This is a genomic window from Pseudomonas allii (assembly GCF_055380095.1).
Genome location: NZ_AP039450.1, coordinates 1,075,951 through 1,096,172 on the forward strand (window position 1 = coordinate 1,075,951; position 20,222 = coordinate 1,096,172).

The 20,222-nt window shown below is 61.3% G+C and carries 19 protein-coding genes and 1 pseudogene; 9 read left to right on the forward strand and 11 right to left on the reverse strand.

The genetic code is table 11. The annotated features are described in order from the left end of the window. Positions 1-34 precede the first annotated feature (34 nt). The 4 genes and pseudogenes from ACZ445_RS04815 to ACZ445_RS04830 all read left to right on the forward strand — a co-directional run bounded on the left by ACZ445_RS04815 (position 35) and on the right by ACZ445_RS04830 (position 2,895). A complete protein-coding gene (locus tag ACZ445_RS04815) occupies positions 35-268 on the forward strand; it encodes a hypothetical protein (RefSeq protein ID WP_010213018.1) in 234 nt (77 codons plus the stop codon). A 165-nt stretch (positions 269-433) separates the two neighbouring features. Then, a complete protein-coding gene (locus tag ACZ445_RS04820) occupies positions 434-1,204 on the forward strand; it encodes a transporter substrate-binding domain-containing protein (RefSeq protein WP_179028605.1) in 771 nt (256 codons plus the stop codon). A 107-nt stretch (positions 1,205-1,311) separates the two neighbouring features. After that, positions 1,312-1,593 (forward strand): annotated as a pseudogene (locus ACZ445_RS04825) (PAS domain-containing protein); the annotation flags it as partial. Between the two features lie 195 nt (positions 1,594-1,788). Next, positions 1,789-2,895, forward strand: coding sequence for a methyl-accepting chemotaxis protein (locus tag ACZ445_RS04830; protein ID WP_375166124.1), 1,107 nt, complete (start codon positions 1,789-1,791; stop codon positions 2,893-2,895). Here ACZ445_RS04830 and ACZ445_RS04835 read toward each other — a convergent pair. The 6 genes from ACZ445_RS04835 to ACZ445_RS04860 form a co-directional block, all read right to left on the reverse strand. Then, the gene (locus ACZ445_RS04835) at positions 2,873-3,616 is read right to left on the reverse strand and encodes a YkgJ family cysteine cluster protein (protein WP_464708020.1); all 744 of its coding nucleotides are present in this window, start codon (positions 3,614-3,616) and stop codon (positions 2,873-2,875) included. The genes ACZ445_RS04830 and ACZ445_RS04835 overlap by 23 nt on opposite strands. 108 nt (positions 3,617-3,724) lie before the next feature. Further along, positions 3,725-4,207, reverse strand: coding sequence for a GNAT family N-acetyltransferase (locus ACZ445_RS04840; protein ID WP_058422939.1), 483 nt, complete (start codon positions 4,205-4,207; stop codon positions 3,725-3,727). Beyond that, the gene (locus tag ACZ445_RS04845; RefSeq protein WP_025855595.1) at positions 4,204-5,106 is read right to left on the reverse strand and encodes a chemotaxis protein CheV; all 903 of its coding nucleotides are present in this window, start codon (positions 5,104-5,106) and stop codon (positions 4,204-4,206) included. Before ACZ445_RS04845 ends, ACZ445_RS04840 begins: the two co-directional genes overlap by 4 nt. A 199-nt stretch (positions 5,107-5,305) precedes the next feature. Then, a complete protein-coding gene (locus tag ACZ445_RS04850) occupies positions 5,306-6,280 on the reverse strand; it encodes a 2-hydroxyacid dehydrogenase (protein WP_058422938.1) in 975 nt (324 codons plus the stop codon). 213 nt (positions 6,281-6,493) lie between these two features. After that, positions 6,494-7,462 carry a LysR family transcriptional regulator gene (locus tag ACZ445_RS04855; RefSeq protein WP_058422937.1) on the reverse strand — a complete coding sequence of 323 codons (969 nt, stop codon included), beginning with the start codon at positions 7,460-7,462 and terminating at the stop codon, positions 6,494-6,496. Between the two features lie 97 nt (positions 7,463-7,559). Next, positions 7,560-9,857: a hypothetical protein gene (locus tag ACZ445_RS04860; RefSeq protein WP_147467437.1), complete on the reverse strand. Its 2,298-nt coding sequence runs from the start codon at positions 9,855-9,857 to the stop codon at positions 7,560-7,562. Positions 9,858-9,991: 134 nt separating this feature from the next. Here ACZ445_RS04860 and ACZ445_RS04865 point away from each other — a divergent pair, with 134 nt between their 5' ends. Genes ACZ445_RS04865 through ACZ445_RS04880 form a run of 4 tightly spaced genes read left to right on the forward strand, consistent with a single transcriptional unit; the run spans position 9,992 to position 14,749 of the window. Then, positions 9,992-11,503, forward strand: coding sequence for an efflux transporter outer membrane subunit (locus tag ACZ445_RS04865; RefSeq protein ID WP_058422935.1), 1,512 nt, complete (start codon positions 9,992-9,994; stop codon positions 11,501-11,503). A 10-nt stretch (positions 11,504-11,513) separates the two neighbouring features. Next, positions 11,514-13,691 (forward strand): FUSC family protein, encoded by a 2,178-nt coding sequence (locus ACZ445_RS04870; protein ID WP_464708021.1) that lies wholly within the window; start codon positions 11,514-11,516, stop codon positions 13,689-13,691. Next, positions 13,681-13,881: a DUF1656 domain-containing protein gene (locus ACZ445_RS04875; RefSeq protein ID WP_058422933.1), complete on the forward strand. Its 201-nt coding sequence runs from the start codon at positions 13,681-13,683 to the stop codon at positions 13,879-13,881. Before ACZ445_RS04870 ends, ACZ445_RS04875 begins: the two co-directional genes overlap by 11 nt. Before the next feature lie 10 nt (positions 13,882-13,891). Then, complete coding sequence (locus ACZ445_RS04880; RefSeq protein WP_310863469.1) at positions 13,892-14,749, forward strand: HlyD family secretion protein; 858 nt, start codon at positions 13,892-13,894, stop codon at positions 14,747-14,749. Here ACZ445_RS04880 and ACZ445_RS04885 read toward each other — a convergent pair. From ACZ445_RS04885 to ACZ445_RS04905, 5 genes are all read right to left on the reverse strand, one after another. Next, a complete protein-coding gene (locus ACZ445_RS04885) occupies positions 14,746-16,041 on the reverse strand; it encodes an NHL repeat-containing protein (RefSeq protein ID WP_464693921.1) in 1,296 nt (431 codons plus the stop codon). The genes ACZ445_RS04880 and ACZ445_RS04885 overlap by 4 nt on opposite strands. Before the next feature lie 148 nt (positions 16,042-16,189). After that, positions 16,190-16,648, reverse strand: a complete 459-nt coding sequence (locus ACZ445_RS04890; RefSeq protein ID WP_310863471.1) for a hypothetical protein — start codon at positions 16,646-16,648, stop codon at positions 16,190-16,192. After that, positions 16,638-17,564 (reverse strand): NAD synthetase, encoded by a 927-nt coding sequence (locus ACZ445_RS04895; protein ID WP_310863472.1) that lies wholly within the window; start codon positions 17,562-17,564, stop codon positions 16,638-16,640. Before ACZ445_RS04895 ends, ACZ445_RS04890 begins: the two co-directional genes overlap by 11 nt. Before the next feature lie 106 nt (positions 17,565-17,670). After that, complete coding sequence (locus ACZ445_RS04900; RefSeq protein WP_071494085.1) at positions 17,671-18,072, reverse strand: DUF4440 domain-containing protein; 402 nt, start codon at positions 18,070-18,072, stop codon at positions 17,671-17,673. Next, positions 18,069-19,253 carry an MFS transporter gene (locus ACZ445_RS04905; RefSeq protein WP_464708022.1) on the reverse strand — a complete coding sequence of 395 codons (1,185 nt, stop codon included), beginning with the start codon at positions 19,251-19,253 and terminating at the stop codon, positions 18,069-18,071. The genes ACZ445_RS04900 and ACZ445_RS04905 overlap by 4 nt, the downstream gene beginning before the upstream one ends. A gap of 111 nt (positions 19,254-19,364) precedes the next feature. Between ACZ445_RS04905 and ACZ445_RS04910 the strand changes: the two genes are divergently transcribed. Beyond that, on the forward strand, positions 19,365-20,222 hold the full coding sequence (locus ACZ445_RS04910) for a LysR family transcriptional regulator (RefSeq protein ID WP_179028601.1): 858 nt from the start codon (positions 19,365-19,367) through the stop codon (positions 20,220-20,222).

A 20,222-nucleotide genomic window follows, 5' to 3' on the forward strand; every position in this document is an offset into this window, starting at 1 on the left:
CCCCGCGTCATTTCTTGCACGCTCCGGAGCTTCCATGACTTCCCCGACACAACCCCCTGTTGAAGCGGCCGACCTCGTCGATCCGGCCAGCGCCGAAGGCGTTGAAAAAGCCGAGATCCCGGCGTTCAAATTCCCCTTCAAGCCGGGTGAGCTGGCCGGGGCCAAGAATGCCGCCCAGCCCTGGTACAAGAACGGCGCCAAGAACGGTCATACCAAGACCCCGGGCATGGCGCCACCGGGCACTCGTCGTTCCATGGGTAAACGTTAAGATCAATCCGTTGTAATATTTGCGGGATGTTGCCTACAGCTCCAGTCGCTATTTCTACTTGTAGGCCCGCGACCGTTTCTTGAAAGCTTGCACAGCTTCCGCTGCACCCCTGGTTTTTCCACAGGGAGCAGCGGAGGGCGCTCTTTCCGGAAAAGGACGTTTCCTGTGGCCCTGATACACCTCTGTGTAGCGTTTGCCCTGTTGCTGGCGGTGGATGCCGTTGCAGGCCTTGATCAACCGCGACGCGAAATCCGTTTCGCGGTTGTCGCGCAATTTCCCCCCTTCCAGAGCCGCAACCCGCAAGGGCAGTTGGTCGGCTTGAATATCGAGTTGGGCAATGCCCTTTGCCAGCAGTTGAATGTGCGCTGTACCTGGGTTGACCAGGTGCTGGTCGAAGACTTCGAACGTCTTGAAGCGCGGCAATTCGATGCAATCATGGGCATTGCCCCTACACCACTCCGTCGGCGCTGGGTCAGTTTCACCGAGAACCTCTACCCCTTCACCACACGCCTGGTCGCACGTCGAACCTCGGGCCTGATGCCGACACCAAGGTCGCTCAAGGGCAAGCGAGTGGGTGTATTGCTGGGCAGTAATCGCGAAGCCTTTGTTCGTTCGCAATGGGCGCGCGAAGGCGTGATCATCAAGAGTTTCTGGCTCAACGACGAACTGGTCCGCAGCCTGGTGGCAGGCGATATCGATGCGACCCTGCAAGGCACTGTGGAAATTCGCGAGGCTCTGCTCGACACGGCTGCCGGCCAGGATTTCGACTTCCTGGGGCCAGCCGTTTGTGCGGAGCTGTTGGGCAATGGTGTTGCGATTGCGCTGCGCAATACCGACACGGCGCTGCGTGTCGAGCTTAACCGTGCGCTTGAACAGCTCAAGTACAACGGCGAGTACCAGCGGATCGTCGCGCCTTATCGCCTGGACGTGCCGTGATGGCTAATTAATTGCGCGGAACATGAGCTGGATCAGTATTTGCCCCCTCGGTGCGCTTAGAGTCGACGCCCTGCCGACTCCCCCAACAATCACGAGCGCGCTTCTCCATGAAGATCAATCTGCCGGTCACCGGTCGGAATGTGGACTTTGCCCCCGACGCCAACATCCTTTCGACCACCGACCTGACCAGCGCGATTACCTACGCCAACCAGGATTTCATCGACATCAGCGGCTACCGCCGTGACGAGTTGTTGGGTGTGCCGCACAACGTCCTGCGGCATCCGGACATGCCAGCCGAGGCGTTCGCCCATATGTGGCAAACCCTCAAGAGCGGCCGGTCGTGGATGGGCATGGTGAAAAACCGCTGCAAAAACGGTGACCACTATTGGGTCAGCGCGTATGCCACACCGGTGACCCGAGAGGGCGCAACCGTGGAGTATCAATCGGTGCGTACCAAGCCGGATGCGCACAGGATCGCAGTGGCGGAGCGGATGTATGCGCGCTTGCGAGCGGGCAAGCGACTGTCCTGGCCGGTCGTCGGTATGGGTGTGAAATTATCGGCATGGGTCATCGCCACTTGCGCGGTGACCTGGGCCTTGGGCTTGGGCCTGACGGGTTACGCGCTGGTCTGGCAGTTACTGGCGTTGGTGGCGGGGTGTGCGGTGGGGGCGGCTGGGGTGCGGCTGATGTTGCGGCCCTTGGCTCAATTGCAACAGCGGGCGCATCGAGTGGCCGACAACCCGCTGAGCCAGGCGATCTACACCGGGCGCCGTGATGAGTGTGGGCAGATCGAGTTCGCCCTGCACATGCTCGAAGCCCAAGCGGGCTCGGTGGTCGGGCGTATTGGTGATGCCTCTCAGCGCCTCTCCGGCCACGCCGCACGGTTGGTGCAGCACCTCGACAGCAGTCACGCCAGCAGCCTGGGCCAGCAGACTCAGACCGACCAGGTGGCGGCAGCCATTCACCAGATGGCCGCCAGCGTGGCCGAAATGGCCAACCATGCCCAGCAGGCGTCCAAGGCGGCCGACCGGGCCGGCAGCGAAACCCGGGAAGGCCACCTGCGTGTGGATGAAAGTCGTGATGCGGTGTTGCGCTTGTCCCAGGAGTTGGCGCGGGCCACGGAGGTGATTCACCAGTTGGAAAACCACAGCGGCGAAATCAGCGGCGTGCTGGAAGTGATCCGCACGATTGCCGAGCAGACCAACCTGCTGGCGCTGAACGCCGCCATCGAAGCGGCACGGGCCGGTGAGCAGGGGCGCGGGTTTGCGGTGGTGGCCGATGAAGTGCGTGGTCTGGCCCAGCGCACCCAGCAATCGACCGACGAAATCCAGCGCATGATCAGTACCCTGCAAGGCGGCGCGCGGGACGCGGTGCAGGCCATGGCTCACAGTGGCGAGCATGTCGACGCCAGCGTCAAACAGGCCCAGCGGGCCGCCGCCGCACTGGATGGCATCAGCCAGCGCGTCACGCAAATCACCGCCATGAGCCAGCAGATTGCAACCGCCGTGGAAGAGCAGAGCACGGTGAGCGAGGACATCAATCGCAACATCGTCGGCATCCGTGATGCCGGGGAGGCCACCGTCAGTGCCGGTCAGCAGAGCCGGCTCAGTTCAAGCGATGTGGCCGCACTGGCGGAGGATCTACAGCAATTGGCGCGGGAGTTCTGGGCTAGGCCGCGCGCAACGAGATAAACGCATAGTTGGCCGGTACTTCGGTGGCAATCTGTGCCCCGGCATCCAGCACTTGCTCGGCGATGTCCATCCCCGACACATGGAACACCCATTCATTGGCCACGGACGGCTGACCCGCCGCCAACTTGATCGCTTGGGCAAACGCGCCCATGTCCGGCAGGTAAGCGGTAAACCCATCCCCCTTGAGCGCCGTGGTGCGAATGCCGAGCAAGGCGCACACCGCTTCCTTGGTCTGCACATCATCACGATCGGCCTGGCGTGAGCGCTGGATCAACTGCGCGAGTTCCGGGTCCATCAACTGGCCGCCCACGATCAGCTCCGGCCCCTGCTCCCAGGACTCCGGCGGGCAATCCTTGGCGGCGGGGTTCAACGGGATATGCGGGTTGATCTCCATCGGGTAGATGCGACACACCAGCGGGCGGCGCTCATAGATACGGCAGCGGTTGTCTTCGTCAAGATTCCGGCAGGGGCCGGCGTTGTAGGCGGCAAAGGTGATTGCCACAAACGCCTCGGTGTTACCGCTGGGCACGACCACCGAACGGCGCTCGGCATGTTCGCGTTGTTGCGGGGGCAGGCCCAGGCCATTACCGAGGAAACCTTCCACCAGGACGATGACGCTGCCGCCGTCGGCCGCCCACTGGCGGGCTTCTTCGAGGGTCAGGGGGACGTGATGATCGGAGCAGCATTTGCCGCAACCTACGCAGGAAAATTGAGTGTTCATGGCAGATCTGTCACCAGGCTAGGTCAGAGGGCACGCAAGAACGGTGACGGGTTTTTACCTCTGTTCACCGTTTTGTCTCTGTGGAAGCAAGTTACACGCCAGTGCCTGTCAGTCCTCTGTCACTACATCGCGTAGGACAAATCTCATGCCTGCGCTCTCATATAGCTGCCGAGCGCGCAGATTGCTTTCCAATACCTTGAGGTCCACATAGGGCTCGCCGCGCTGCTTGAAGGTGTGAAAGCTATGCAGCAGCAACGCCCGGCCCAAGCCCTGGCCCTGGGCGCAAGGGTGAACAGAGAGGTTCTTGATGAACGCGCTGGTCCAGCATTGCGCGACGGCGAGAATGCCTTCGTGGTTACTCGCCACCAGGCACAGCGTGGGGTCGAACTCGGCGTCGGAGGTGAATTGGTGTTGCCAGGTTTCCAGGTGGGGGACGCGGCCGCCGCCCTGGTCCTGGGTCATGCGCAATACCGCATGAATCGCGGGTGCAAGCTCGTCACGGTAATGATCCAACTGTGTACCCGCCGGCCACAGCGGGGCGGGCAGGCTGCCGGTGAGGTCGCGGCGCAGCAGTTGGAAGTATTCGCTCACAGGCCTTTTTGCGCCACGGTTTGAGCGGCCACCACCAGGCACTTGGTCAACTCGGGCGAAGAGAACTTGGTGAGCACCGCGTCGGCGCCGGCCAGCCGGGCTTTTTCGCTGTTCATCGCGCTGTCCAGGGAGGTGTGCAGCAAGATATACAGGTGCTGGAAATCCGGAGTTTCGCGCAGGGTGCGGGTGAGGGCGTAGCCGTCCATTTCCGACATCTCGATGTCCGACACCACCACATTGATTTGCTCCGCCGTGCCTTGCAGCTCCAGCAGCACATCGATGGCTTCCTTGGCGCTGCGCGCGGTGTGGCAAGTGAGGCCGAGGTTGCGCAGGGTGTGTACCGATTGCTGCAGCGCGACCTGGCTGTCGTCCACCACCAGGATGCGCGCATTGCCCAGCACTTCGGCCTCTTCCATGGTCAAGTCGGTGGGCGCCGCTTCGATTGGCGCCGGTGCGATGCCATGGATGACTTTTTCGATATCCAGCACCTGCACCAGGCCGCCTTCCACCTGGGTCACCCCGGTGATAAACGCACGGTTACCGCCGGAGCCGTAGGGCGGTGGGCGGATGTCGGTGGTCAGGCAATGCACGATCTTGCTCACCGCTTGCACATGCAGGCCCTGCTTGGAGCGGCTCACATCGGTAACGATCAGGCAGCCGCCGTCCGGGTCTGCCAGGGGCATCTCCCCCAGCGCGCGGCTCAGGTCGATCACCGCCAGCGAGTTGCCGCGCAGGGTGGCGATGCCTTTCACATGCGGATGGGATTCCGGCAGCTTGGTCAGCGGCGGGCACGGGATGATTTCGCTGACTTTCAGCAGGTTGATCGCCATCAGCTTGCCGCTGCGCAAGGTAAAGAGCAGAAGCGAGAGTGAGTCTGCGCGGGCTTTGGTGGTGGACATAAAAACCTTCTGTGGATCAGGGATGACGAACATCTATGGAAGGTTATCGACTTGAGTGAGCCAGGCTTTAACCGGATTTCGTGCCCGACGGCAGTCGATGTGGGAGGGGGCTTGCCCCCGATAGCGGTATTTCAGTCACCGGATGTGCTGACTGACTCGCCCTCATCGGGGGCAAGCCCCCTCCTACATTAATGTTCGGTCAGTGTTTCCAGACTTGCGGGTTCACCAGGTCCTGCGGGCGTTGGCCCAGCAGCGCGCTGCGCAGGTTGTCCAGAGCACGGTTGGCCATGGCTTCGCGGGTTTCATGGGTGGCCGAGCCGATGTGCGGTAGGGTCACGGCATTGCTCAGTTGGAACAACGGCGACTCGGCCAGCGGCTCCTGTTCATACACATCCAGCCCGGCGCCACGGATGCGTTGGTTTTGCAGGGCTTCGATCAGCGCTGGTTCATCCACCACCGGGCCTCGGGAAATATTGATCAGGATCGCGCTGGACTTCATCAGCCCCAGCTCGCGGGTGCTGATCAGGTGCCGGGTCTTCTCACTCAACGGCACCACCAGGCACACGAAATCCGCCTCGGCCAGTAGCGCGTCCAGGCTGCGAAACTGTGCGCCCAACTCCTGCTCCAGCGCCGGCTTGCGGCTGTTGCCGCTGTACAGGATCGGCATGTTGAAACCCAGGCGTCCCCGCCGGGCCACGGCCGCGCCGATATTGCCCATGCCGACGATGCCCAGGGTCTTGCCGTGCACATCGCAACCGAACAACGGCGCGCCGACGCTGGCTTTCCACTGGCCGGCCTTGGTCCAGGCATCCAGTTCGGCCACCCGGCGAGCGCTGCCCATCAGCAGGGCGAAGGCCAGGTCGGCGGTGCTTTCGGTGAGTACATCCGGGGTGTTGGTGAGCATGATCCCGCGTTCGTTGAAGTACGCCACGTCGTAGTTGTCGTAGCCCACCGACACGCTGGACACCACCTCCAGCTTGCTTGCGCCTTGCAACTGCTCGCGGCCCAGCTTGCGGCCAACGCCGATCAGGCCGTGGGCGTGGGGCAGGGCTTCATTGAATTGAGCATTGATGTCGCCCAGCTTGGGGTTGGGCGCGATCACTTCGAAATCCTGTTGCAGGCGTTCGATCATTGCCGGGGTGACGCGGCTGAAGGCGAGGACAGTCTTTTTCATTGCAGGCGGGCTCATCGACTACGGGAGAATGCCAAGCACGCTAACATTCCTTGCCACTGTTGTCAGGGGACGGCAGACCTAAAGTGGGCAGAGAAAAATGTGGGAGGGGGCTTGCCCCCGATGGCAGTGGACCGGTCAACACATCGGGTGACTGACGCACCGCTATCGGGAGCAAGCCCCCTCCCACATTTGATCTGTATCACCTGGGAGAGATCAGTTCGCCAGGCGCGCACCGCTCAGGCTGCCACTCAACTCATACGCCACCAGTTCCGCCTGGTGCGCCGCCAGAATCTCCGGCAACGAGCCGCGCAGGTATTCCACCCAGGTCTTGATCTTCGCATCCAGGTACTGGCGCGAGGGGTAGATGGCGTACAGGTTCAATTCCTGGGAACGGTAGTTGGGCATGACGCGCACCAGGGTGCCGTTGCGCAGGCCCTCGATGGCCGCGTACACCGGCAGCAGGCCAATGCCCATGCCGCTGGTGATCGCGGTTTTCATCGCATCCGCCGAGTTCACCAGGAACGGCGAAGTGTTGATCGCCACGCTTTCCTGGCCTTCCGGGCCGTTGAAGGTCCACTTGTCGAGCTGAATCACCGGGCTGACCAGGCGCAGGCAGGCATGGTTGAGCAGGTCATTGGGGCGATGGGCGCAGCCCTTGGCCTTGACGTAATCCGGCGAGGCACAAGCGATGCTGTAGGTGATGCCCAGGCGCTGGGACACGAAGCCCGAGTCCGGCAGTTCGCTGGCCAGCACGATGGACACGTCATAGCCTTCGTCGAGCAGGTCCGGCACGCGGTTGGCCAGGGTCAGGTCGAAGGTCACGTCCGGGTGAGTACGGCGATAGCGAGCGATGGCGTCGATGACGAAATGCTGGCCGATGCCGGTCATGGTGTGCACTTTCAACTGCCCGGCGGGACGGGCGTGGGCGTCGCTGGCCTCGGCTTCGGCTTCTTCGACATAGGCCAGGATCTGTTCACAGCGCAGCAGGTAGCGTTTACCTGCCTCGGTCAGTGCAATGCGCCGGGTGGTGCGGTTCAGCAAGCGGGTTTGCAGATGGGCCTCAAGGTTGGAGACCGCGCGCGACACATTGGCAGTGGTGGTATCCAGTTGCACGGCGGCGGCGGTGAAGCTGCCGGCTTCGGCCACGCAACTGAAGGCGCGCATGTTTTGCAAAGTGTCCATGGAGTGTTCTCAAGGGAGATGCCAAATTGTGACATGAAGTTGCGCACAGGTGTGTATCCGCTGGGCGCTGTCCCCTCCCGACATGGGTGGCGAAGGGTCAGGACAACGTCCAGGCCTCACTGACTTTCGCCCTATAGTGCGGCATGTATTCCTGTAGCAAATGATTGAATGCCGCCTGTGCGAAGGCACGGTTTTCACGGGTAGGCACGTCGAGGGCGGTGTGGGCGTGCTGTATCAGGGTTTCGGCGGCCCGGGTGAGTACCGGGCTGATGCGTTTTAGCACGTCAATCTCCGCGGTCAGCGACGTACCGTGGGCCTGCCGGCCCAGGGTGTCGAGCAATGCATGAAAGTCATCGGCGTGCCGCTCTACGTAATCGTCCCAGCCCGGCTTCTCATCGGGGTTTTCCAGGTAGCGGCGGGCGATTGGCAACAGATGATCCAGCGAGTCGCTGCCTAACCTTTCTTTGCGCAGGGTTTGCCGTGTGCGCAACGACTGCGCCTCGATGCCGCTGAACTGTTCAACCTGTTGCGGTAGTACCAGATCGCGGTCTTTGTCCACCGTATGACGGGTATACAACACCACCGGTTGGCCGTGCTTTATCTTTACCAGCACTTGGGTGGATGACGGTCTGGCGGGATCAAGCAACGATTCGCTGATCGAGCGGACCAGGTGTTCCCAGTCGAATGTCTGCTCGCCAATGGTACGAAGTGCTTGGTGCAGCATTTTCTTGACGACTTGCCGGGAGTTTAAAGAGGCAATATCGATTGTCAGGTAATCACCGCTCAGGTGCGGGTCATCGAGCTTGCGGTGGCTGACTTCAATGGTCACACCTTTGCCCGCCCCGGCCTGCGATGAGGCCGTTACCCCGGCAGAGAAACTCTGTATCTGGGCCATGGCGGTCAGCGTGTAGACTTTCAGCGCATTGGGGCGCAGCTGTGCATGGTTGCGCTGGATCAGCGTGTGCATTTCACTATCCAACGGCCTATCGATGCGCGACTGTGCCTTGAGCAGCACATAGCGCTCCAGCAATGATTGGGCCTGTTTGTTGCTCGCGTGGCGGGTGGCGTTCAACTTGGATGCTGGCACGGATGTGCAGACCTGCTGGGTGAATTGTTTGCTGGTGGCGTCTATGTGGTTTTTCATATCGGCCAACAGCACCAAAGGGTCGTCGTTGTAGTGCTTGTGCGAGGCCAGGCGGCGGTGTGCCAAATCCGGCGCTGTTTCATACAGGCTCAGGATATCCAGGGTGATGTGGCGGTGAGTGCGTTGCAGGGTTGGCTTTATCGTGGTGTTCACCTGCAGAGCACTGAAGACATTCACCGCCGCCTTGTTATGGGCCGTCAACGTGAAACCATGCTCGGTGATCACCGGTTGGGAGGTGTTTCTGACGCTGGGCAGTTCAACATCGGTCAGGCCTGCGCCGGCCAGCGCAGCCCTGACATAGGGTCGGCTCAGCGCTGAGTAGGCCAGGTGTTTCTGTAGGTTGTGGCTATCACGCAACAAGCTGGGCAGGTTCTTCACGGTGCGACGGATACTCTCGCTTAGCGAGGTGCGAACGGAATGGCTGCGCGCATCGGCATACTGTTCCAGGTTCGCGTATTCGCAAGACGAAACATAGCCGATACCGAGTTGGCCGCGGGTCTGGAACTGCTCCTGGATCAATGACTTTAAGTGTGCCTGCAGGCTGATGGCGCGCGTGCTTCTGATGCGCTCGTCGGCGGAGACCTCCAGGCACGAGTCGGCTGCCAGCTGCGGCCCGGCACGCGTCTGTAGCGTTGGCTCCAATGCAAAGCTGTAGCCGAGATGACGGTGGTTGCTGCGTTCGCCGCCGTTGCGGACATAGGCGAGTGCCGGCAACAACTTTTGCGTCAGGCGCAGATGTTTGCCAGCGCTGACGGCAGCCCGAAACTGCCATTTGAGGGCGCGACACAGTGCATAGTCGGCTTCGATGTCCGGGGCCCTGGAGGTGCGGTGCCGACGAAGCAGGTGTTCGGCCTTTTTGAAAAACGCGTAAAAGTCCGGTAACGCCTCTACCGACACCTCCAGGCTCGGCTCTTGGCTGGACAGCTTGTGGTGAAGCGCCTCTATCGATGCTTGATCGCGATGATAGTGTGCAAGCGGGACCAGCTTTTCCAGAATGCGGTCCGCGATCCAGCACACATCACGTTTCAGGGGGCGCATGCCAGGTTGTAGAGGTTCTGGCGAGAGGTGTAGCTGCCTGCGCAGAACGTCAGCGGTTTCTTGTGCAGGGGCGGGTATGGGCGCTTCGAAAGGACGTGCGTTGAGGACTGAAAACATACGGGCACTCCAGAGGGTGGAATGCTCGTGATTCTGCTTGCTGGCATCGCTGCGCGCTGTAGGGAGAATATCCCTGCGCCGGGATAAATAGCCCAACGTCCTTGGCGCTCGCCCGGATTATCGCCTGAACGGTAACAAAGATTCACAGGAATGCCAGCTTATCGTTCCCCATGCCGCCCCCTAGAATTGCGCCACCTCTCCCCGCTACACCATCTCAGGAACTCGCAGCAGTGCCGCGTCGCATCAGCAGAGAGCTGAAGACTCTCAGTGTTTGGGCCTTATCGTTAGCAATCAGCGGCTGCATCGGAACCGGAGGAATCGCCCCACAGGGCCAGTCCCTGAACGCCAATGACCTGGCCACCGACGACGCCATCCAGAGCGCCGCCAAGGACGCCCACTGGCCCACCGCACACTGGTGGCAAGCCTACGGCGATCCCCAACTGAACCGCTGGGTCGACCTCGCTACCCAACACAGCCCGAGCCTGGCCATGGCCGCCGCGCGGGTGCGTGAAGCACGGGCCATGGCCGGGGTTGCCGAGTCTGCCGAGTCGTTGCAGATCAACAGCGACACCAGCCTCAAGCGCCACAACTGGCCGAAGGATCAGTTCTACGGGCCGGGTGAGCTGAGCGGTGCCAATACCTGGGACAACAATGCGTCCCTGGGCCTGAGCTATGCCCTCGACCTGTGGGGCCGTGAAAGCAATGCCACCGAGCGCGCCGTCGACCTTGCCCACATGAGCGTCGCCGAGGCGCGCCAGGCTCAGCTCGAATTGCAGAACAACGTGGTGCGCGCCTATATCCAGCTGTCGTTGCAGTACGCCAACCGCGATATCGTCGCGGCCACGCTGGCACAACAGCAGCAGATTCTCGACCTGGCCAACAAACGCCTGGACGCGGGCATCGGCACCCACTTCGATGTGAGCCAGGCCCAAACCCCGTTGCCGGAAACCCACCGCCAACTGGATGCCCTGGACGAGGAAATAGCCCTGAGCCGTAACCAGTTGGCGGCCCTGGCGGGCAAAGGTCCGGGTGAGGGCGCGCAGTTGCAGCGCCCGGGCCTGTCCCTCGCCGCGCCCTTGAAGTTGCCATCGAGCCTGCCTGCGCAATTGATCGGCCAGCGCCCGGACGTGGTCGCCAGCCGTTGGCAGGTTGCAGCCCAGGCCCGTGGCATCGATGTGGCCCACGCCGGTTTTTATCCCAACGTGGACCTGGTCGGCAGCCTCGGCTACATGGCCACCGGTGGCGGCATGCTGGAATTCCTGGCGGGCAAGAAATTCAACTACAACGTCGGTCCGGCGATCACCTTGCCGATCTTCGACGGTGGGCGCCTGCGTGCGGAGCTGGGTGAAGCCAGCGCCGGTTATGACATCGCGGTCGCCAGGTACAACCAGACGCTGGTCAACGCGCTCAAAGGCATCAGCGACCAGTTGATCCGTCGCGAGTCGATGGATAAACAAGCGTCCTTCGCCGCGCAGTCGGTGGCCTCGGCGCAGAAAACCTACGACATCGCGATGATCGCCTACCAGCGCGGCCTCACCGACTACCTCAATGTGCTGAATGCGCAGACGTTGCTGTTCCGCCAGCAGCAGGTGCAACAACAGGTGCAGGCCGCCCGCTTGAGCGCCCACGCCGAATTGGTCACCGCCCTGGGCGGCGGCCTCCGTGCCGGCAGCGACGTACCGCAAGACACCAAGACCCTCCCGAGCAAGACCCCGACGGCACTGGCCGTGTTTGATCACTGAGTAGGATTTGATGACTCCCTTGCCTGCACCGCTGCGCTGGCTGCATGCCCTTGAGTGGCGCCGTGGTTTTTTCGACTGGGCACGCAGCGACGGCGTGACCTGGGTGTATATCTTCAAGGTGCTGGCCGCCGCGTTCCTGACGCTGTGGTTGGCCATGCGCCTGGAGTTGCCGCAACCGCGCACGGCGATGATCACCGTGTTTATCGTGATGCAACCGCAAAGCGGCCAGGTGTTCGCCAAGAGCTTCTATCGCTTCCTCGGCACTCTGGCGGGGTCGGCGGTGATGGTGCTGCTGATCGCCTTGTTTGCGCAGAACACCGAGTTGTTCCTTGGTGCCTTGGCGATCTGGGTGGGCATGTGCACCGCTGGTGCCACGCGCAATCGTAACTTTCGCGCCTATGGTTTCGTGCTGGCCGGCTACACGGCGGCGATGGTCGGCCTGCCTGCGCTGGCGCATCCGGACGGTGCTTTCATGGCAGCGGTGTGGCGGGTGCTGGAAATCTCCCTGGGGATTCTGTGCGCCACGCTGGTCAGCGCCGCGATCCTGCCGCAAACCTCCAGCGCCGCCATGCGCAATGCCTTGTACCAGCGCTTTGGCGTGTTCGCGCTGTTCGTCACCGATGGCCTGCGCGGGCGCAGCCAGCGTGAAGGGTTCGAGGCCAGCAATGTACGTTTCATCGCCGAAGCCGTGGGCCTGGAAGGGCTGCGCAGTGTCACGGTGTTTGAAGATCCGCACATGCGGCGGCGCAATGGTCGGCTCAGTCGCCTCAACAGCGAGTTCATGAGCCTTACCACGCGCTTCAATGCCTTGCACCAGTTGCTTGAACGGCTGCGCACCGATGCCGCCGACCACGTTTTTGCGGCGATCAAACCCGGCCTGCAAGACCTGGCTGAAGTGCTCGATGGTTTCTCTGGTCGAGCGCTCACCAGCCCCGACGCGGCGCGTCTGGTCAATCAACTGACTGCCTACAAGGACGCTTTACCCGCCAAGGTCCGCAGCCTGCGCGCAGCCTTTCAGGAAGGCGACCCCGCCGAAGCCGAGCAACTGGATTTCCACACCGCCTACGAACTGCTCTACCGCTTCGTCGACGACCTGCACAACTATGCGCAAACCCACGCGTCCCTGGCCGATCACAGCCATGCGCGTGAGCAGTGGGACGAAACCTTTATCCCGAAGACCAACTGGCTGGCCTGCGCCGCGTCGGGGATTCGCGCGTCGTTTATCTTGATTGTTCTCGGCAGTTACTGGGTCGCCACCGCCTGGCCCAGCGGCGCGACCATGACCCTGATCGCCGCCGCCACCGTGGGCCTGTCCGCCGCCACGCCGAACCCGAAACGCATGGCGTTCCAGATGGCCTGCGGCACCTTGATCGGTGCGTTGGTGGGCTTTGTCGAAATGTTCTTTGTGTTCCCCTGGATCGACGGCTTCCCGCTGCTGTGCGTGATGCTTGCGCCGGTGATCATCTTCGGCGCGTTTCTCGCTTCACGTCCGCAATACGCGGGTGTCGGGGTAGGCCTGTTGATCTTCTTCAGCACCGGTTCGGTGCCGGATAACCTCACGGTCTACAACCCCTACACCTTTATCAACGACTACATCGCCATGGTCATCGGCATGCTGGTGTGCGCGGCGGCGGGGGCGATCATCCTGCCGCCCAACAGCCGCTGGTTGTGGCGCCGCCTGGAGCAGGACCTGCGCGAACAGGTGGTGTATGCGATCAGCGGCAAGCTCAAGGGCCTGGCCTCGAGTTTTGAAAGCCGCACCCGCGACCTGCTGCACCAGGCCTACGGCCTCGCCGTCGGCCAGCCGCAAGTGCAACGCGACCTGCTGCGCTGGATGTTCGTGGTGCTGGAAGTCGGCCACGCGATCATCGAGTTGCGCAAGGAACAGGCGATCCTGCCGGTGCACCCGGCGTACGCCGAGTCCCAGCCGTGGCGCCAGGCGATCCGCGTGATGGGACGTTCGCTGGTGCGGCTGTTCCTGCAACCCAGCGCGAGCAACCTGGAACGCGGGCTGATTGCCGTCGACCATGCGATCAGCCGCGTGCAGGCCACCGACGAACCCTTCGCCCCGCACTTCGACACCTCGGCCCTGCGTCGGGTGAAAAGCTACCTGCACTTTATCCGCACCTCGTTGCTCGACCCGCAATCGCCACTCGCTGCCTTTAAAGGAGCTGCGCATGCCCCGTGAAATCGCCTTCCACGGCATCTACATGCCGACCATGACCCTGATGTTTCTGATCGCGGCGGGGCTGGCCTGGGGGGTGGATCGCTTCCTGGCCGGGTTCGACCTGTACCGTTTTTTCTGGCACCCGGCGTTGCTGCGCCTGAGCCTGTTCGTCTGCCTGTTCGGCGCCCTGGCGCTGACCGTCTACCGTTGAGAATGCCCCGATGAAAAAGTTTTTCAGCCTGCTCGCGACCTTGCTGGTACTGGCCCTGGCGATCTGGATTGGCCGCACGCTGTGGGTGCATTACATGGAGACTCCATGGACTCGCGACGGCCGTGTGCGCGCCGACATCATCAACGTGGCGGCCGACGTCACCGGCGAAGTGGTCGACGTGCCGGTGCGTGACAACCAGTTGGTGAAGAAGGGTGACCTGCTGATGCAGATCGACCCCGAGCACTACCGCATTGCGGTCAAGCAGGCGCAATCCCTGGTCGCGTCGCGCAAAGCCACTTGGGAAATGCGCAAGGTCAACGCCCATCGCCGGGCGGACCTCGATGCGCTGGTGATTTCGAAGGAAAACCGCGACGACGCCAGCAACATCGCCGACTCGGCACTGGCCGACTACCAACACGCGCTGGCGCAACTGGAAGCCGCCGAACTCAACCTGAAACGCACGCAGGTGCTGGCGGCGGTAGATGGCTACGTCACCAACCTCAACGTGCACCGGGGCGACTACGCACGTATCGGCGAAGCCAAGATGGCCGTGGTGGATATGAACTCGTTCTGGGTCTACGGCTTCTTCGAAGAAACCAAATTGCCCCATGTGAAAGTCGGTGACAAAGCCGATATGCAGTTGATGAGCGGCGAGACGTTAAAGGGCCATGTGGAAAGCATCTCGCGGGGCATCTACGACCGCGACAACCCCGAGAGCCGCGAGCTGATTGCCGATGTGAACCCGACCTTCAACTGGGTGCGGCTGGCCCAGCGGGTGCCGGTGCGGATTCACATTGATGAAGTGCCGGATGGGGTGTTGTTGGCGGCGGGGATTACGTGCACGGTGATTGTCGATAAGGCCCGTTAGCCGAGAAACCCGCGAATCACACCGACGCCTTCTGGAGTGATCCCGAGGGTGTTTGCCGCCACAATGATTCTTTGGTCGCCTCGCTCGGTCAACAGTACAGGATCCGTCACCACGGGGGACTGCATGTCGGTATAGCCCTTTCTGTTGAAGATCAGGTCCAGGGTGCCATCTGCTTTGAAACGGGCCACATAGATCCATCCACCCCGAGAAGCGGTCACGATGTTCCCGGCGTTGGTCAACATCAGGCACTGCCAACCATTGTCACGTTTGTTGTCGAATTGACTCCGTAGAGGCTGGCCATTGTTGAATAGAAGATGTGGCGCGCCGTCGGGCGTAATGGCCCGCAGGAGGCCCTGCGTGATCCCCGCGCCGATCACTCCAACCTGGCCCGCAGCCACGATGCTGTTGTCTGCGCGTTCTACGAGGGCATTGAAGGTCGTGTGCTCGTCGATGATGTCAACGGTGTGATAGCCAGGTGTTTGAGGGGGACCAAAGGTAGTGTCGAGTGTACCGTTATGGTTGAGCCGGGCGACAAAGGCGGTATCGGTAGCAGGGGCAAAACGGGCATGACCGACAATAACAATTTTGTGGCGGTTGCCCTGGCTGATACAGGCGTTGACCGCAGTAGCCGCGTTGGGGGCGGGCAATTTGAAGTCCAGCCTTCCATTGCCGTTAAGGCTGGGGTCCAGCAGCCCATTTGGCTGCAAGCGGAACACTGTCCCGTTTGTTATCGTCGGTGCTGCACGCTGTGAGTAGTTGGCAGTGACCAGGATGTACCCGTCGTCTTGCAGGTGTACGGTTGCCGAGTCTTCAGTCAGCCCTTCACTTTGGTGGGTCAGCAGGACACGCACACCCGCGTCTGCAAACTGAGGGTCGAGTGTGCCTTGGCTGTCGAAACGAGCGATGACCAAGTCTGCCCATGGCGTGTCTGGATCGTGCCATGTCCAACCCAGCATCAGGATTTTTCCGTCGGGTTGAGCTACCAGCCTTGAGCCTCCGGCCTGTGTCAGGGGCAAGAACATGCCTGACACCAGGCCATTTTTACCCCATGAGTCATCCAGGCTGCCATCTGCATTCAGGCGACCCAACCCGAATACGTAGTTGCCATTGTTAAAGAGGTTGGCGCTGAACAACACCTTGCCGTCCAAGGTGGTCGTCAGCCCTTTGAAATGATGGGTGACGATGAAGTCGGGATGTTGTTTGAGTATCCACTCCAGCGTGGCCACACCATTGTTACCGAAATTGGGGTCTGGGCTACCGGGTTGTTGCGAAGAGGCGCTTGGGAGGTTCATTGGCGTGTCGCTCCATCTGCTGTCAGAAAGGACCGGCCTCAGTCTGTTGGTGAATGAATGCCTCGTCTACTGTCAGATCTGACAGGTGGCCGGGGCTATTGCAGGTTGCCAGGTGTTTGCGCGGGAGTTGTCGGGAGGTTGATGTCGGCTATTGGCGGCTTGCGTTGGCCCTCACCTCGCGCCGCCGTCTGACCCGCAATATGCTGACGTATCGGCGGTGATTTCGTGTATTGAGCAACAGCAGGCACACCAGGGATTGAAACAAGGGAAACAGTGCAAGCATAGAAACGAGGTGGCTCCTCAAGTAGTCCGCCGCAAGCAATGCATTCAGGGCTGCGGTGCACACAAGTAGTGGTGGTCCTGAGCGTAACCCCCGTGCCACCAGAGCTAATCCCATGCACATCGCCAGCACCAATATCAGGCTCGCTACCATCGCGTATTCGCTGGGGAGATAGTTGATTCGGGCGTAATACGACAGGCTGTGTGACAGGTTGCCTGAACTGCTGACCAAGTTCATGGACACCGCAGTTCCCACCGTGAAAGCGAAACGCTTGGTGTCATTGCACCATGTTCGCGATGTTGGCGCAGGGGCTTTTTTATTGCTCATGGCTGTCGAACTCCTCGTAGACAGCGATAACGAGATGGTTGATGTTTCCAGACAGGACACTACCGGCTATTGCAAAAGCGGCACCCACTTGGTCTGCCAGTTGAATGAGAATGTCGCGGCGTAATTGGGCGTTGGTGAAGCGCTTGGGGAGTTTTCCGGCCAACTGCTTCAGCCGAATCAGCTCGCGAGGATGACGAGGGTTTTGCAGGCGCAGAACTTCGTTTGTCAGCTTTGCGCGTTCTTGGCGGCTCATGCGCCTCAATATGTCGGACAGGTCACGACCCGTCGTGTTCTTTATTGTCATAACGGTCTTGACCGTGACAAACGAAGTACTTCCCGCGCCGACCAGCGAAATACCATCCAGTGCTAACGTCATTGCCTGATACCAACTCAGGCTGTCGTAGTAATCGTTCTGTTCCGGGTTGGCTAGCTCTCTGTATGTTCGCCACACGCCGTTGATACATTGCAAACCACTGGCTGCCGCAGCGGTATAAGCAATGTAACTGACTGCAAGGCTGGAACCTGCACTAAGGGGCGCCGTCGCGATGCCTGCCTTGGCAACGATGATTCCGATCACAGCGCCGCCGCATGACAGAGCCATCCCCGATGCTTCTTTCCACACCTGCGACTCCCGCGCCGAACTGGCCGCCAGCTGCGCATATTCTTCGGCCGTCCTGACCGGCCCCGTCATTTCCCGCAACATCACGCGCTTGGGCCGGATACTGCACAGCGGTACAAACTCACGCAGCACCGTCACCTGATAATTACTGCCGATATGCACCACTCCCGCCCCGACGATGGCCGGGTCGGCGTCTATGGTTCGATAGAGCTTGGGTAGGTCCAGCAGGCTGGTCAGGCGCTGGCGCGTGGTGGTGTGCGCTTGCGGCACACCGCTTTGCAGAAAATCCCTGGGCATCCTTTCACCTGTGAGTCGACAGAGGTGAAAGAGCCTGGGGATTGTTTCCTTGTAGTGATGTCAGTCCGTTCGCTGTTTTTTGTAGGACGCGGCCTGAGTCGCTATGTCATTGCGCGATAAACGTTTCATGCAAATGGCGCCACAACAGCGCGCCACTGGCCTGCTTCTCAAACACCACCGTAGCGCGGCGATCCGTCTGCGTGCCGCTGGCATCCACCTGATGTTCGCGATAAGTCACCGTCGCCCCACGGGCATGCCGGTCGATCCCGGCCATCTCGCTCAAGGTGATCTTCAACCCCGGGCGCATGCCGCCCAAACGCGTGAACAGTGCATTGACCCCGGCCGCATTCACCCGGGCGCCGGTAGCGGGGGCGATCATGCTGAACGCCGGCGAAAAGCGGGCGAGCAGCGTCTGCAAGGTGCCCTCGGGTGCGACACCGGCAAACCATTGCTCGATCTCGACGTGGGTCTGGATCACTTCTTCAAAAAAATCGCTGTAGTCAATCATAGGTCGGGCTCGCTGGCAGGGTGAAGCAGTGCACGTAGCCTGGACGCATCCAGGCGCAGCACCGCCAAAAGAGGCAGCAGGGTCAGGGCTGCCGCCATCGTGAAGGTTATGGCGAAGGAATCCAAGGCTGACAGCAGAGCGCTGAGTACGGCCGCGCCCAGGCAGAAGCTGACTTGTCGGTTGATATTCCACAAGGCGCTGGCGTGACCCATGCGGTCAGCGGGGGTATCGAGAAAGGCCAGGGTCTGCGCGGTGCTGCTGCACAGGCTGCCGCCCAAGCCCATCAGCAGATAGGCTGGCACGATCAACGCAGGCGTGTTGAGCAACAGGATGCCGACACATTGCAGTGCCATCCCCGCCAGCAGCAACGGCTTCGGCCCACAGCGATTGAACAGTTTCTTGCTGAGGAAAATCGCCAGCGCCGACGCCAGCGCCCAGGGCAGCATCAGCGCGCCGGTTTGGCTCGCGTCGTAGCCGAGGCCACGCAGGTAGAGAATGGCGATCAGGCTGGTGCCGATAAAAACACCGGGAATGCACAGGTAGATCAGCATCGCAGTGCGCAGCATCGGATTGTGGGCCTGTTTGAAAATACTGCCCACGTCCAGAGTGGGGCGGGTAGACGTAGGCGCTTCGGGTTTTATCCACAGCACGGCCAGCAACAGGGTAATCAACGCCAAGGGCAGGTTGGCGTAGAAGATCCAGCGCCACGACACGCTGTCGACCAGCAGCCCGCCCAGCGCCGGGGAGAGTGCCGGGACCAGCAACGCCACCGACATGACCCGCGCTGTCAGTTGGCTGCGTTCAGTCGCAGGGAAGTGTCGGTAAGCCATGGCTTGCCCCACCGGGATCAGCAAGCCGCCACCCAGCCCTTGCAAGGCACGCCAGCCGATCAGTGTCTCAATCGTACTCGCCTGGCCCACCATCACCGAGGCTCCGGCGAACAGCAGCAGGCTGGCCGCGATCAGTGTTCGCTCACCTGCCACTGCGGCCAGCCACACACTGAACGAGATGATCGCCGTCAAGCCAAGCAGATAGGCATTGCTGATCCAGGCCAGTTGCGTGACCGAGGCGTGCAGTTCGCGGGCAATGTCCGGGTAGGCGACGGTGGCGACAAACATGTTTACCAGGTCCAGGGCGAAGCCCAGCAAAAAGATCCAGGCGACTTTCGAGCGGTAGGTCATGAACGCGATCCTGCGAGTGAAGCGGGCAGGGTAGGCCGCACGCATCATTTGGGCTACGCCGGTTTGCCTGCTAGTTTGTCAAAAATATTTTGACAAAGAGGCCTGCAACCCATGGTTAGTCTTGACCGATTCGACACCTTCAAGGCCGTGGTCGAGGCCGGCTCGCTCACGGCGGCCGCCGAGCTGCTGGGACAGACCCGTGCCGTGGTCAGCTTCAACCTCAAGCGCCTGGAGGCGGAACTCGGCGTCACCTTGTTGACCCGCAACACTCGCCAACTGGCGCTGACCGATGCCGGAGAACGCTTTTACTTGCGCTGCACACGCATGCTCGAAGAAGCACGATTGGCAGTGGAAGAAGCGCGCTCAGAGCACGCCCAGCTCAAAGGTACGTTGCGAATTACCACCACGATGGAATACGCATTGGCCGTGGTCGCTCCGGCGGTGGAGGCCTTTCGCCGCCGGCATCCGGACCTGAATATTCACTTATCCACATCCTCCACCCATGCCGACTTGATCTCCGAACGGTTTGACGTGGCGATTCGCTTGGGACGGCTGATGGACTCCACTCACCGTGCGGTGCAGCTTTCGACTTACGAGGTTTATGCGGTGGCGGCACCGGGGTCAACCCAGGCATGCACGCTGGATGAGTTGGCGGCGGTGCCCGCGCTCGGGCACGGACGCTTGACGGAATTGAGCGTGACCGACCCTGCTGGGGAGGTGCATCAATACCGCGCCGGTCAAACCGCGCTTGTCGCAGACAGTGCGGCAGTTCTCCAGGCCTTTGCGGTGCGTGGCCAGGGTGTGGCGGTGTTGCCCCAGTGGTTGGTGCAGGACGATCTGGACACCGGGCGATTGGTGCGCCTTTTGCCAGACCATCGCTTTGCGCCTCAAGGGGTCTATGGGATGTATCCGGATACCCGACATTTACCGATGAAGGTGCGGGCGTTTATTGATTTTATGAAGGGGTGA